Consider the following 13,929-nt stretch of genomic DNA (forward strand, 5'->3'; position numbering starts at 1 on the left):
GCTAGTTGCCGCCGGTTTCGGGGTCGTCCGAAGCCTGCGCGGGGTTCTCCTCGGTGTTCGCAGCAGCTCCCGGCGCCAGCGCGGCAAGCTGCTCCTTCGACAGCTTGATGACATACCGGACCGCGGCGCGACCCTTGAGGCCCAGTAAGCCTGCAGAAGGAGCCCACAAGAACCCGCGCACAGTGGCCCACACCGAGTCGTCTTCGCGATGCTCAACAATGAAGGCCTCTTCGCCCACAACACCGTCGGCATCTGCGCTCCCCCACGCGTACCCAACGCGGCGAGGTTCGTCCACCGTGTACACCACACGAACGAGCCTGGTGGTCTTCGAGTCTGGCCATACGAGGCGTGCGGTCGTCCCGGCGGTCAGGTAGGGCTCGCCCTCGGGCCCGAACTGGACTTCAGGCGCTGCGGGCACCTCGGGGACGCCTTCCTCGGAGAACACCACTCCGGAGTAGTGACCGCCATCGCCAAGTTCGACCTCGGTCACCGCGAGGCCCACCCCGCGCGGAGCTGCCCAGGTCATGAGCAGACTCGATGCCGTCAGGAAACGGTCAGACCCGCTGCCCAGGCGCAACTCCTCTGCATAGGCGGTCGATCCTTCCGGGGGGAAACGCAGCAGGTCCGGATCAGCTGATGCGCCCACCGCAGCGTAAACAACCTCGTGATCCACGTGTGTGGAGCGGCGGGTCATCTCTTTTCCTTGCCCTCCACGTCGCCCGACAAGGCGGCGATAAACGCCTCCTGCGGAACCTCGACGCGACCAACCATCTTCATGCGCTTCTTGCCTTCCTTCTGCTTTTCGAGCAGCTTACGCTTTCTGCTGATATCACCGCCATAGCATTTTGCAAGCACGTCCTTGCGAATGGCCCGAATGCTCTCACGCGCGATGATCCGCGCACCGATAGCGGCCTGGATTGGCACCTCAAATTGCTGGCGCGGAATCAGTTTGCGCAAGCGCTCCGTCATCATCGTGCCGTAGCTGTAGGCGTTATCGCGGTGTACGACCGCGCTAAACGCGTCGACCTGCTCACCCTGGAGCAGGATATCAACCTTCACCAAGTCAGCTTCTTGCTCACCCATCGGCTCGTAGTCGAGGCTGGCGTAGCCCTGGGTGCGGCTCTTGAGATGGTCGAAGAAGTCAAACACGATTTCTGCGAGCGGCATTGCGTACCTCAGTTCAACGCGCTCTCCGAGATACTCCATGCCCAGCAAGTTGCCGCGGCGACTCTGGCACAGTTCCATGATGGTACCGACGTAGTCTTTGGGTGCGAGAATCGCCACGCGAACCATGGGCTCGCGGACACTCGAGATTTTCCCGTTTGGATACTCCGACGGATTCGTGACCGTGACCACCTTGCCGTCTTCTCGGGTGACCTGGTAGATGACACTCGGAGCCGTCGCGATGAGGTCGAGGTCAAACTCCCGGCGTAGACGCTCAGAAATGATCTCGAGGTGCAGGAGTCCGAGAAAGCCGCAACGGAAACCAAAGCCGAGCGCTACCGATGTCTCTGGTTCATACTGCAATGCCGCATCGGAGAGCTTCAGCTTGTCGAGGGCCTCGCGCAGCACGGGGTAGTCGCTGCCGTCGAGTGGGTAGAGTCCGGAGAAAACCATGGGTTTCGGGTCAGTGTACCCAGGGAGCGCCTCGGTTGCGGGCCGCATCTTCCCGGTGACCGTGTCGCCCACCTTTGACTGCCGCACGTCTTTCACGCCGGTAATCAGGTATCCAACCTCACCTACGGATAGACCCTTCGTTGGGGTCGGCTCGGGCGCAGAGACGCCAACCTCAAGCGCCTCGTGTTCGGCCCCGGTCGACATCATCTTGATCTTCTCGCGCGGGGCCAAACGGCCATCGATCACGCGCACGTAGGTAACGACACCACGATAGGCGTCATAGACAGAGTCAAAGATCATGGCACGTGCGGGTGCGTCCGCATCTCCAGTCGGCGAGGGGATCCGCGCGACCACACTGTCGAGCAGCTCCTCAACGCCCATGCCCGTCTTCCCCGAGACCTTCAGGATGTCTTCTGGTGAGCCGCCGATGAGATCGGCGATTTCGCGCGCGACGCGCTCAGGATCAGCAGCGGGAAGGTCGATCTTGTTCAGGACCGGAATGATCTCGAGGTCATTTTCCATCGCGAGGTACAGGTTTGCGAGGGTCTGCGCCTCGATGCCCTGTGCCGCATCGACGAGCAGAATCGCTCCTTCGCAGGCTGCAAGTGATCGTGACACCTCGTAGCTGAAATCGACGTGACCCGGGGTGTCAATCATGTTCAACGCGTAGTGCCTGCCATCAACTTCCCACGGCATCCGCACGGCCTGCGACTTGATGGTGATTCCGCGCTCGCGCTCAATGTCCATGCGATCAAGATATTGTGCCCGCATTTCACGATCGGGCACGGTGCCAGTGATCTGCAACATGCGATCGGCGAGGGTTGATTTGCCGTGATCAATGTGAGCGATGATGCAAAAGTTACGAATCTGTGCCGGGTCCGTTGCGGACGGCACTGGTGGGTTCACGCTGCGTGGAGACATTGCCTTCTATTCTCGCATGGCATACAAGAAAACCCCGCCGAAGCGGGGTCTGCTTGTATGCGCTCTGGGACTTGCTAGAGCGCAGCGACCTTCACCGCGAGCTTGGACTTTCGGTTCGCGGCCTGGTTCTCGTGAATGACACCCTTAGACACGGCCTTATCGAGCTTCCGCGAGGCAATTGCGAGCTTCTGCTCGGCAACTGCCTTGTCGCCTGCGGTGATCGCATCGCGGGTCTGGCGCACGAGGGTGCGCAGTTCGCTCTTGTACGCCCGATTGCGGTCGGTCGCCTTCTGGTTGGTCTTGATGCGCTTGATCTGCGACTTAATATTTGCCACGTTGGGTGATTTCCTTTGTGTAAAGCCTGGTCAATGATGTTTCGCGCGGTGAGAGAGGGCACCTTGCGAAGAGTGTGGATCACTCCACACGCAAGCCAAGGGCTAAGCCTAGCAGACTACCGCGCCTTCCGCCGACCGAGGCGGAGCGGAGCATCCATCCAGGGCGCGACGGAGGCCCGTCCCTCTTCGCTCAGCCGCACCGGCCTGAGCGTCACCCCGTCGACGATGACCACGGTGGTGATGGCGCGCGCGACCACCGCACGAGCGTCACGGGTCTCGTCGACAAGTTCGTAGTGCACCTCAAGGCTTGATCCCCCGAGCTCGCCGATCCACAACTCGACCACCAGCGGGGTTGCGCTATATTCAAGCACCCGCAGGAATTCGATCTGTTGACTCGCAACCAGCATTTTCGGGCCCTCGGGATCGGCACCACGAAAATGGCGCTCCATCCCCGTGAGCTCTCGCGCCGATCCAAGCCAGAAGACCCGCACTCGTGATTCCTCGAGATACCGCGCGAAGGCGACGTTGTTGATGTGACCATAGGCATCCTGGTCACCCCAACGGAGCTCAATATCGACGTGCGCGCGTGCCATTGCGATGCCCCTAGTCGCGAGTGAGCTTGCGGTAGGTCACTCGCGAGGGCTTCGCAGCTTCGGGCCCCATTCGCTCGACCTTGTTTGCCTCGTAGGACTCGAAATTGCCCTCGAACCAGTACCAGTTCCCCGGGTTCTCTTCAGTGCCTTCGTAGGAGAGGATGTGCGTCGCGATGCGATCGAGGAACCACCGGTCGTGCGTGATGACCACAGCACACCCGGGGAATTCAAGGAGCGCGTTCTCCAGCGACTGCAGAGTTTCCACGTCGAGGTCGTTGGTCGGCTCGTCAAGAAGGAGCAGGTTGCCACCCTGCTTCAGCGTGAGCGCGAGGTTCAAGCGGTTTCGTTCACCACCCGACAACACCCCAGCCTTTTTCTGCTGATCCGGACCCTTGAACCCGAACTTTGAAACGTACGCGCGCGAGGGGATCTCCGTCTTCCCGACCGTGATGATGTCGAGCCCGTCGCTGACTACCTCCCACAGCGTCTTGTCGGGGTCGATGCCGCCACGGCTCTGATCCACGTAGCTGATCTTGACCGTCTCGCCGATCTTCAGTTCGCCACCGTCGAGAGGTTCAAGCCCAACAATCGTCTTGAACAGAGTCGTCTTTCCGACGCCGTTGGGACCGATGACGCCGACGATGCCGTTGGGCGGCAGGCTGAACGAGAGACCATCGATGAGTTGGCGCCCGTCGAAGCCCTTCTGCAGGTTCTTTGCCTCAATGACAATACTGCCGAGTCGCGGACCCGCGGGAATCTGGATCTCCTCGAAGTCCAGTTTTTTCGTGCGCTCGGCCTCGGTCGCCATCTCCTCATAGCGCGCAAGACGAGCCTTCGACTTCGCCTGACGGCCCTTTGAGTTCGAGCGCACCCAGTCGAGCTCTTCCTTCAAACGCTTTGCGAGCTTCTGGTCTTTCTTCCCCTGTACGTCGAGACGCTCGGCCTTCTTTTCAAGGTAGGTCGAGTAGTTGCCCTCGTAGCCGATGAGACGACCACGGTCAACCTCAGCGATCCATTCAGCCACATTGTCGAGAAAGTACCGATCGTGGGTGATGGCAATAACCGCGCCGGGGTACTTCTGTAGGTGCTGCTCGAGCCACAGCACGCTCTCGGCATCAAGGTGGTTTGTGGGTTCGTCGAGCAGGAGGAGGTCGGGTTTCTGCAGCAGAAGACGGCAGAGCGCAACACGTCGCTTCTCACCACCAGACAAGTTCGCGACCTGCGCGTCAGCGGGCGGGGTGCGAAGCGCATCCATCGCCTGTTCGAGCTGGTTATCGAGATCCCAACCGTCGACGGCATCAATATCTTCCTGCAGCGTGCCCATCTCGGCGAGCAGCGTGTCAAAATCGGCATCTGGCTCGGCCATCATTGCCGAAATCTCATTGAACCGGTCAACCTTCGCTTTGACAGCGATGCCCTCTTCGATGTTCTGGAGCACCGTCTTTGACTCGTCAAGTTCGGGCTCCTGCATGAGAATGCCCACTGTGTAACCGGGTGCGAGCGTTGCCTCACCGTTTGACGGCGTATCGAGTCCGGCCATGATCTTCAGAATCGTTGACTTGCCGGCACCGTTGGGGCCGACCATGCCGATCTTTGCTCCGGGCAGGAATGCCATCGTCACATCGTCAAGAATGAGCTTTTCGCCCACTGCCTTGCGTGCGCGAACCATCTGATAAATGTATTCAGCCATATACTTTCGGGCGCCGGGCGCCCATCACCTCTTGCTCTTGCTCAGCGTTTGAATCAAGCCGACACAACTCTACCCGGCCTGGAGGAGACTCCGCGCGGGCGCGGAGAAACCGTGCACACTGCAGAACTGCGCCGGGGCTCCCTACCAGTCGATCGGCCTCGTGTTTCCGATCAAACAGAGATTCTGGCCCTCGGTCAAGGCTGGCGCAATGGTGGTGAAGGTGCTGCGATCAGCGGTGATGACCTGACCGATGAGACATTCCCCACCCAGAAGCACTGAAACAAGGATGCTATCTGCCACGAGCCCCGTCTTGCTCTGATCAAAACTTACTTGCATCGCTGCACGATCAAACCCTGCGGCAACCAGCGCGTCAACAACGGGCCGCCCCTCAACAACTTCGGTACCGGCCGAGAATTGCCGGAGTACCTCGCTGAAGAACGGAAGGTTCGCCTCGGCTCCACCATCTGGAATGAGTTGCGCGGGCTCCTCCGGAACCAGATCGGGCTCGGTTTCCTGCGACGCCGCGTCTGAGGGTGTGGGAGTCACCCGGTCGGCGGTCACCCCTGCGGGGGCGCAGCCTCCGAGTCCCGCTGCGACCGCACCGATGAGCAGCATCGAGTACGCGGTGCGCAGAACTCGAGTGCGGGCTTGAACGACCATGCCCGAAAGTGTATCGAGTCGAGTTGAACCTTGGATGACCGTGGGCTCGGCAATTGAACGCTCACAGGTGCTGTGGGGAGCGAAGCAACCAGAAGTTATCCCCAGTCTCGCGCTCGGCCAATTTGGTCGTATCAGCCTGCGCGAAGCTGGGATCGAGGGAGCCGGGCGAACCCGGCACGGCCAACCTGGCTCCCTCGCCACCCCAGTTCCGTTCAGAGGCACGATGCCGAACGGAAGACCCTCACACAAGGAGAAATGACATGTCGAATAGCGTTACCGTGGTCGGCACGATCGCGACAGAGCCACGCGCTCTCACTACCCAATCCGGAATCGCACTCTGTTCATTTCGCGTGGCAAGTGGCGAGCGCCGCTTTGACCGAGAAAAGAAGAGCTGGGTCGACGGAGAAACCAACTGGTTCACGGTCACCGCGTTTCGCGGGCTCGCCCTCAATGCTCACGACTCGTTTCACAAAGGAGACCGGGTGGTCGTGAGCGGCCGGCTCCGCATCCGGAGTTGGGAGCGCGACGATCGTTCGGGCACGTCAGTCGAAATAGAGGCTGAAGCGCTCGGGCACGACCTGCGGTGGGGTGTGTCGCAGTTCTCCAAGAAACAGCGGGGGGAGCCCGAATCGTCCTCGACGGAGCCAGAGAGTCGCTGGGGCAGAGCCACTGGTGAACAGCCAGGCGAGGAGGGCGCGCGCGAGGTCGCCGCGCGTTCACCTTTCGCAGAAGACACGGAACCTGCAGACACGTCGAGCACCGAAACGTCCGGCAATGCAGAGAACGGTTTCACCAGTTCCGGGGAACCCAGCTCAGACGGTTTCGTTCCTATCGCCGCCTGACCCGACCCATTAGAAACCCCTAGATCAGGTATTCTCGGAATCCCGATCTGACCTTGTTCACTTTCGGCACCGCAACCGCCAGGCAGTACCCCTGCGTCGGGTTCTTGGTGAAGAAGTCCTGGTGCGATTCGGGAGCAGGGAATACCTCTCCCAGGGGCACGATTTCGGTCACGATTGGCAATGGCCACCACTCGGATGCTCGAGCCTTGGCTGCTTCAAAGGTCTCCCGCTGGGCGTCATCGGCGTAGAACATCGCAGATCGATACTGGGTTCCCACGTCTGCGCCTTGCCGATTCAACTGGGTGGGATCGTGCATCGTGAAGAACGCGTCAAGCACTACAGAGGAGGGAAGAATCGTCTCGTCGAATGTCACCGCCACAGCCTCCGCGTGACCCGTGGCACCCGTGCACACCTGCTCATAGGTTGGTGCCGACGTATGACCGCCGGTGAAGCACGAAAACACATCCGTAACTCCGCGAAGCACCCGGTATGCGGCATCGAGACACCAGTAGCAGCCTCCCGCGAGTACATAGGTCGTGGTCATCTCAGTCACTCTCCCTGCATCTGACTGGGGAATTTCCACCAGTTGTCTTCCGGGGTTACCGGTAACCGTCGCTTGTGTTCTGTTGCACGGTACTTGCGCTCAAGAGACTCCGCATCGGTCAGCGATACGTCACGTCCCTGGAGATATGCATCGATGCTGGTGTAGCTGATGCCCAAGTTGGTTTCATCCGTCTGCCCGGGATGCTCGTCAAGTAGGTCAGCCGTCGGGATCTTTTCCCAGAGCCTCGCGGGCGCACCCAACTCCTGCAACAGCTCGGCTCCCTGCGATTTGGTGAGTCCCGCGAGTGGAAGGACGTCAGCAGCACCGTCACCGAACTTGGTGAAAAAACCGGTGATCGCCTCAGCCGCATGATCAGTGCCGATCACCAGGAGGGAGCGATCCCCAGCGATCGCGTATTGGGCAACCATGCGCATTCGGGCCTTCATGTTGCCCTTCGTGAAGTCAGACACCGCCTCACCACAGGCTTCGGAGACCTCTGCGGCCAGTGCGTCTACCCCCGAGGCTATATTCACCGTCACGGAACGGTCTGCTTGAATGAACGACAGTGCGAGACTGGCATCATCTTCATCGTGCTGCATCCCGTAGGGAAGTCGCACTGCAATGAACTGAGCATCGCGTCCACTAGCCCGCAGCCGTTCAGCGGCAAGCTGAGCAAGACGGCCCGCGAGAGAAGAATCTTGCCCGCCAGAAATCCCCAGAACAAATCCACGCACACCAGGGATTGACCGAGCGTATTCCACGAGGAAATCAACACGCCGATCAATCTCTGCACGCGGATCGCTCACATGCTGGACATCGAGAGCCTCAATAATCTCTTGCTGAGTTTCGCGCATGACGCCAGCCTACTCCCGCTTGATTACTCTCGTGTTACGCAGCGGCTGTTACGCAGCGGACAGGCATTGGGGACCAAGCAATCCCTTCAGCTCGCCATAGAGGTCGGCGGTCACCTGTACGGAGAACGGCACCTCAAACACCCGTATCCCAGTCGGGGTTGTCAAGCGCAGTCGCACTTCGCTGGAACCCGGATGCCGAATGAGCGTCCCCCTCAACTCTCGCATGAGATGTTCCGTGGCTCGCCGCTCCGAAATGGTGAGAGTAAGCGCAGCGGCATCGTCTTGCACGACCGCGTCGATCGTTTTCAGCCCATAGGCATGCACGGACATCCCGTCGTCACGCGCGTTCACCTTCCCGCGCAGGGCGACAATCGAATCGGCCTGCAAGAGGCTCCCAAACTCGAGATACGACTTCCCCATAAACAGCGCTTGAATCTCACCACTGAAATCTTCAATCGTCACCATGCCGTAGACGTTGCCCGACTTCGCAGTGCGATGCTGCACGCTCGTCAGGAGGCCGGCAAGCACCACGGTTTCGCCGTCGAAGTTCCCGTCCGGGTTTGACACCTGCTCGATCGTTGCGGAGGCTTCCTTTGCAAGTGCCGCCTCAAGACCACGCAACGGATGATCCGAGACGTAGAGACCGAGCATCTCACGTTCGAACGTGAGTTTGTCCTTCTTGGTCCATTCTGGACGATCGGGAACGAGGGAATGAGTCTCGCCCGCGTCGCCGTCGGCTGCGTCCGCGAACAGACTGTCGAAGTCGAACCCGACGTTTCCATGTTCAGCGTCACGCTTGTCCTTCACCGCAGACTCGACCGCACCCTCATGGATCTCAACGAGGGCGCGTCTCGTGGCACCCAGGGTGTCGAACGCGCCTGCCTTGATGAGTGACTCGATGGTCCGCTTGTTCAGGACTGACATCGGCACGCGCTTCAAGAAGTCATGAAAGGACTCGAAGTCTCCGTCCGCCTCGCGAGCTCTGCGAATGCCCTCGACGACGTGAGCTCCCACATTCCGAATCGCGCCTAGACCAAACCGAATGTCTTCGCCCACTGCTGCAAAGTTCGCAAACGAGGCGGCGACGTCGGGGGGCAGTACCTTGATACCCATCCGTCGACATTCGTTGAGGTAAATGGCGAGCTTGTCTTTTGAATCTCCGACGCTGGTCAAGAGCGCGGCCATGTACTCGGCCGGGTAGTGGGCTTTGAGGTATGCGGTCCAGTAACTCACCACTCCGTATGCCGCCGAGTGCGCCTTGTTAAAGGCGTAATCGGAGAATGGCAGAAGAATGTCCCACAACGACTTGATTGCGGGGGCGGAGAAGCCTCGCTCAGTCATTCCTGCGGAGAAGCCAGCATACTGTTTGTCGAGTTCTTCCTTCTTTTTCTTTCCCATTGCCCGGCGCAAAATATCGGCCTGACCGAGCGTGAATCCCGCGACTCGTTGGGCGATCGACATCACCTGTTCCTGGTAGATGATGAGCCCATATGTGGTGTCGAGAATCTCGCGCAGCGGCTCCTCAAGCTCCGGGTGGATCGGGGTGATCGGTTGGAGACCATTTTTGCGCAGCGCATAGTTTGTATGAGAATCGGCGCCCATCGGGCCCGGCCGATAAAGCGCCAGCACCGCTGAGATGTCTTCGAAGTTGTCAGGCTTCATCAACCGGAGCAACCCGCGCATCGGTCCACCGTCAAGTTGAAAGACTCCGAGGGTGTCTCCCCGTCCGAGAAGCTCATACGAGGCTTTGTCGTCAAGTGAGAGTCGTTCGAGGTCGAGTTCTTCGTTGCGGTTGAGCCGAATGTTCTCCAGCGCATCTGAAATGATCGTGAGATTCCGCAGGCCAAGAAAGTCCATCTTGATGAGACCCAGGTTCTCACACGTCGGATAATCAAACTGGGTGACAATCTGGCCGTCCTGATCCCGCTTCATAATCGGGATGATGTCAATCAGCGGGTCACTTGACATGATGACCCCCGCAGCATGCACCCCCCACTGCCGCTTAAGCCCCTCAAGCCCTCGCGCCGTCTCGTAGACGGTCTTCGCATCGGGATCGGTTTCCAGCACGACACGAAACTCAGCGGCTTCCTTGTAGCGAGGATGGCTCGGGTCGGTGATCCCAGACAGGGGAATGTCTTTCGCCATCACCGCCGGAGGCATCGCTTTGGTGAGCTTCTCCCCCATCCCGAAAGGGAACCCCAATACGCGTGAGGCATCCTTGAGCGCCTGCTTCGACTTGATTGTGCCGTAGGTGACGATCTGCGCAACCCGCTCGTCACCATATTTTTCGGTGACGTATCGGATGACCTCGCCGCGGCGCCGATCATCGAAATCGACATCGAAGTCGGGCATCGAGACACGGTCGGGGTTCAGGAACCGCTCGAAGATCAACCCGTGTTGCAGCGGATCAAGATCGGTGATGCGCATCGCATAGGCGGCCATAGAACCCGCTCCTGATCCGCGCCCGGGTCCGACGCGAATGCCGTTGTCTTTCGACCAGTTAATGAAGTCGGCGACAACCAGGAAGTAGCCGGGGAAGCCCATCTGGAGAATGACGGTCGTCTCATATTCGGCCTGCTTTCGCACGGCATCGGGAATGCCCTCCGGATACCGGTAGTGCAAGCCCCGCTCAACCTCCTTGACGAACCAGCTGTCTTCAGTCTCCCCGGCGGGAACGGGGTATCGCGGCATGTAGTTGGCGCTCGTATTGAACTCAGACGAGCACCGCTCTGCGATCAGCAACGTGTTGTCACAGGCTTCAGGCAACTCGCGGAAGAGGTGCCGCATCTCTGCGGCGGATTTCAGGTAGTACCCATCACCGTCGAACCGAAACCTATTTGGGTCATCGAGCGTGGATCCTGACTGCACGCACAGCAAGGCGGAGTGTGCCTCTGCGTCGGACTGATGCGTGTAGTGCAAGTCGTTAGTCGCGACCAGTGGGATACTCAGGTCACGGGCAAGCTGAATCAGTTCCTTCTGCACCCGGCGCTCGATATCGAGGCCGTGGTCCATGATCTCGCAGAAGAAGTTTTCTTTTCCAAACAGGTCCTGAAACTCCGCGGCCGCTTCTCGCGCCTCGGCAACCTGGCCGAGGCGCAACCTGGTCTGAATTTCACCCGACGGGCATCCTGTCGTGGCAATGATGCCCCGAGAATAGGTCTGCAGGAGTTCTCGGTCCATGCGCGGTTTGAAGTAGTACCCCTCGATCGAAGCGAGGCTCGAAAGGCGAAAGAGGTTGTGCATGCCTTCGGTGGTCTCCGAGAGCAGAGTCATGTGGGTGTAGGCACCACCTCCCGAGACGTCGTCTCCGCCTCCCGAGCCCCAGCGGACGCGCGTGCGATCGCCGCGCGCGGTACCTGGCGTGAGATAGGCCTCAATACCGATGATGGGTTTGATACCGGTGTCTCGCGCCGTCTTCCAGAAGTCGAATGCGCCAAAAGTGTTGCCATGATCGGTCACCGCGATCGCAGGCATTCCCTGCTGATGTGCCGCCTCGATCAGCGGTTTGACCCGGGCGGCGCCGTCCAGCATCGAGTACTCGCTATGCACATGCAAATGCACAAAACCGTCTGCGTCACTCACGACCGCCGCCTCTCAGATCACGAACCTCCAGGGTACCGGTCAGAGCGCAGCTCACTCCCTTTTGCTGTCCGAGTGGATCTGCTAGACGCCCTGCAATACCGCCAAGGCATGCTGAAGATCGGCGGGGTAACTGGACTTGAACTCGATGTACTCCCCCGAACCTGGATGCTTGAATCCGAGCTTCATCGCGTGCAGCCACTGACGCTGGAGTCCAAGCTTTTCCGTCAACGTTGGGTCGGCACCATACATGCTGTCGCCCACACAGGGATGTCTCTGAGCTGACATGTGTACTCGGATCTGATGGGTACGTCCAGTCTCAAGCTCGATCTCCAAGAGCGAAGCGTAGGGAAAAGCCTCCAGGGTGACATAGTGAGTCACTGATGGCTTCCCGTCGCGGGTAACCGCGAACTTCCACTCGGACCCCGGGTGACGCCCGATCGGACCTTCGATCGTTCCAGCGAACGGATCGGGGTGTCCCTGCACCACCGCATGATAGATCTTGTCAACCTCACGGTCGTGAAAGGCACGCTTCAGCTCACTGTAGGCTCGCTCGCTCTTGGAAACCACCATCAAACCGCTCGTTCCCACATCGAGTCGGTGCACGATTCCCTGACGCTCGGCTGGGCCAGAAGTTGCGATCCGGTAGCCCGCACCTGCGAGCGCACCGAGAACTGTCGGGCCCTGCCAGCCGAGCGAGGGATGAGCGGCAACCCCTGCGGGCTTATCAATCACCACAATGTCATCGTCGTCGTGCACGATCTTCAAGTCGGGAACGACCACCGGTATGATTTCCGGGCCGCGCCGCTCGTGCCAGCTGACCTCCAGCCAGCCGTCAGCGCTTAACCGGTCGGACTTCGCCAGTTCTCGTCCATCGAGTGTCACTCCGCCTTGCTCGACAATCTCCGCGGCGAAGGTGCGCGAGAATCCGAGAAGCGACGCAAGCGCAGCGTCTACCCGTTTACCCGCGAGTCCGTCAGGTACCTGCAGTGATCGCCGCTCCATTACGTGGACTCCTTCTGAGCGGAGGCACGCTTTGCCCGCGGGGACCCGTCCATCGGAAGACCCAAGAGAGAGATGAGGATAAACAGACCCATTCCGACAACTATTGCCATGTCAGCAATGTTGTAGATCGCGGGAATCATCCACGGGGTTGAGATGAAATCAATGACGTGACCGACCGGAAATCCAGGTTCACGGGTCAAGCGATCCGTCAAGTTTCCGAGTACTCCTCCCAGAAGCAGTGCGAAAAACAATGCCCAAGAGCGAGACCCGAGTCGTCTGATCTGCCACACGATTACCACGACAACAACGACAGCCAGAATCGTGAATATCCAGGTCGCACCGCTCGCCATCGAAAACGCCGCACCTGGGTTGCGCACGAAGTACCACTGCAGGAACTCCCCCAACACCGGAACTGGTGTTCCCTCGGGGAGGGTATTGACAACCCAGTTCTTCGTGAGCTGATCTGCCACGTACACGACAATCGCGACGCCAAGCAGCAGGAACGACTGCATGCGGCGTCGCGTTGTCGCGACGAAGGCCGACGGGGAGAGGGCCTCCGATTCGGGTGCGTGAGTCACGCCCCGGGACTACTCGAGACCCTGCGGTGCGCCGTCAGGCTCGGGAGAGCCGTCGAGACCGCGCAACTGCGACTGAATGTAGGAACGTAGCGTGCCACGGTAGTCGGACTCGAACTCGCGCAACTCTTTAATCTTGTCTTTCAGCCCCTGACGTTCTTCACCCAGGATCCGCAATTCTTCTGCGCGCTGCAACTGGGCTTCCTCGACCAGGCGCTTGGCCTTGGTCTCTGCCTCGTTTACCAGGAGGTCGCGTTGCGTCTCCCCCTCGTGCACGTACTTGTCATGCAACTCGAGTGCCAACTGCAGCATTGCGCTCGACTTCACCGCGTCTGCCGGGTTTGTACCAGAGGCGGATTGCATCTGAGTAGCCGTCTGCGCCGGGGCATCGACGACAATAGTCTGCTCGGAAGGCTTACCTTCCTCGACTGATGCGACCTCGGCCTGTTCCAGCTGAGCGGTCAGCTCTTCGACACGAGCATTCGCCTCGTCAAGCTGCTGCTGGAGCTCCGCCTTTTCCTGCTCGTGCTGGCGAAACTGTTCAACGATCGTGTCGAGGAAGTCATCGACTTGGTCAAGATCGTAGCCGTCGCGGAACTTCGTGATTGTGAACTTCTGGTTCACAACCTCTTCGGGTGTCAAGGCCATCGTGAATATCTCTTTCGTTGGGGAACCACTGGGGTGGTGTCACGTTAACGGTAGCAAACAATCCCT

Annotated in this window: 13 protein-coding genes; 1 reads left to right on the forward strand and 12 read right to left on the reverse strand. The window is 59.7% G+C overall.

The window, feature by feature from the left end; translation table 11 throughout:
* Window position 1: 1 nt before the first annotated feature.
* The 6 genes from ACR0R4_RS06870 to ACR0R4_RS06895 all read right to left on the reverse strand — a co-directional run bounded on the left by ACR0R4_RS06870 (window position 2) and on the right by ACR0R4_RS06895 (window position 5,816).
* Window positions 2-694 carry a DUF1990 domain-containing protein gene (locus tag ACR0R4_RS06870; RefSeq protein WP_433646586.1) on the reverse strand — a complete coding sequence of 231 codons (693 nt, stop codon included), beginning with the start codon at window positions 692-694 and terminating at the stop codon, window positions 2-4.
* Window positions 691-2,538, reverse strand: coding sequence for a translation elongation factor 4 (lepA, locus tag ACR0R4_RS06875; RefSeq protein ID WP_433646587.1), 1,848 nt, complete (start codon window positions 2,536-2,538; stop codon window positions 691-693). Before lepA ends, ACR0R4_RS06870 begins: the two co-directional genes overlap by 4 nt.
* A 74-nt stretch (window positions 2,539-2,612) precedes the next feature.
* Window positions 2,613-2,873 (reverse strand): 30S ribosomal protein S20, encoded by a 261-nt coding sequence (gene rpsT, locus ACR0R4_RS06880; RefSeq protein WP_433646588.1) that lies wholly within the window; start codon window positions 2,871-2,873, stop codon window positions 2,613-2,615.
* Window positions 2,874-2,989: 116 nt separating this feature from the next.
* Window positions 2,990-3,466, reverse strand: coding sequence for an acyl-CoA thioesterase (locus ACR0R4_RS06885; protein WP_433646589.1), 477 nt, complete (start codon window positions 3,464-3,466; stop codon window positions 2,990-2,992).
* A gap of 10 nt (window positions 3,467-3,476) precedes the next feature.
* The gene (ettA, locus tag ACR0R4_RS06890; protein ID WP_433646590.1) at window positions 3,477-5,156 is read right to left on the reverse strand and encodes an energy-dependent translational throttle protein EttA; all 1,680 of its coding nucleotides are present in this window, start codon (window positions 5,154-5,156) and stop codon (window positions 3,477-3,479) included.
* A 141-nt stretch (window positions 5,157-5,297) separates the two neighbouring features.
* Window positions 5,298-5,816, reverse strand: coding sequence for a DUF6993 domain-containing protein (locus ACR0R4_RS06895; RefSeq protein WP_433646592.1), 519 nt, complete (start codon window positions 5,814-5,816; stop codon window positions 5,298-5,300).
* Window positions 5,817-6,076: 260 nt separating this feature from the next.
* Between ACR0R4_RS06895 and ACR0R4_RS06900 the strand changes: the two genes are divergently transcribed.
* Complete coding sequence (locus tag ACR0R4_RS06900) at window positions 6,077-6,658, forward strand: single-stranded DNA-binding protein (RefSeq protein ID WP_433646593.1); 582 nt, start codon at window positions 6,077-6,079, stop codon at window positions 6,656-6,658.
* Between the two features lie 19 nt (window positions 6,659-6,677).
* Here the strand turns inward: ACR0R4_RS06900 and msrA are convergent, their stop codons facing one another.
* From msrA to ACR0R4_RS06930, 6 genes are all read right to left on the reverse strand, one after another.
* Window positions 6,678-7,202 carry a peptide-methionine (S)-S-oxide reductase MsrA gene (msrA, locus tag ACR0R4_RS06905; protein WP_433646594.1) on the reverse strand — a complete coding sequence of 175 codons (525 nt, stop codon included), beginning with the start codon at window positions 7,200-7,202 and terminating at the stop codon, window positions 6,678-6,680.
* A gap of 5 nt (window positions 7,203-7,207) precedes the next feature.
* Window positions 7,208-8,056: an NAD(+) synthase gene (gene nadE, locus ACR0R4_RS06910; protein ID WP_433646595.1), complete on the reverse strand. Its 849-nt coding sequence runs from the start codon at window positions 8,054-8,056 to the stop codon at window positions 7,208-7,210.
* Window positions 8,057-8,104: 48 nt separating this feature from the next.
* A complete protein-coding gene (dnaE, locus tag ACR0R4_RS06915) occupies window positions 8,105-11,587 on the reverse strand; it encodes a DNA polymerase III subunit alpha (protein WP_433646646.1) in 3,483 nt (1,160 codons plus the stop codon).
* 132 nt (window positions 11,588-11,719) lie between these two features.
* The gene (locus ACR0R4_RS06920) at window positions 11,720-12,640 is read right to left on the reverse strand and encodes an RluA family pseudouridine synthase (RefSeq protein ID WP_433646596.1); all 921 of its coding nucleotides are present in this window, start codon (window positions 12,638-12,640) and stop codon (window positions 11,720-11,722) included.
* Window positions 12,640-13,218, reverse strand: coding sequence for a signal peptidase II (gene lspA / locus ACR0R4_RS06925; protein ID WP_433646598.1), 579 nt, complete (start codon window positions 13,216-13,218; stop codon window positions 12,640-12,642). Before lspA ends, ACR0R4_RS06920 begins: the two co-directional genes overlap by 1 nt.
* 9 nt (window positions 13,219-13,227) lie before the next feature.
* Window positions 13,228-13,863, reverse strand: a complete 636-nt coding sequence (locus ACR0R4_RS06930; protein WP_433646599.1) for a DivIVA domain-containing protein — start codon at window positions 13,861-13,863, stop codon at window positions 13,228-13,230.
* Window positions 13,864-13,929: the final 66 nt, after the last annotated feature.

Source organism: Leucobacter fengyongliangi, from assembly GCF_050971685.1.
Classification (GTDB): Bacteria; Actinomycetota; Actinomycetes; order Actinomycetales; family Microbacteriaceae; genus Leucobacter.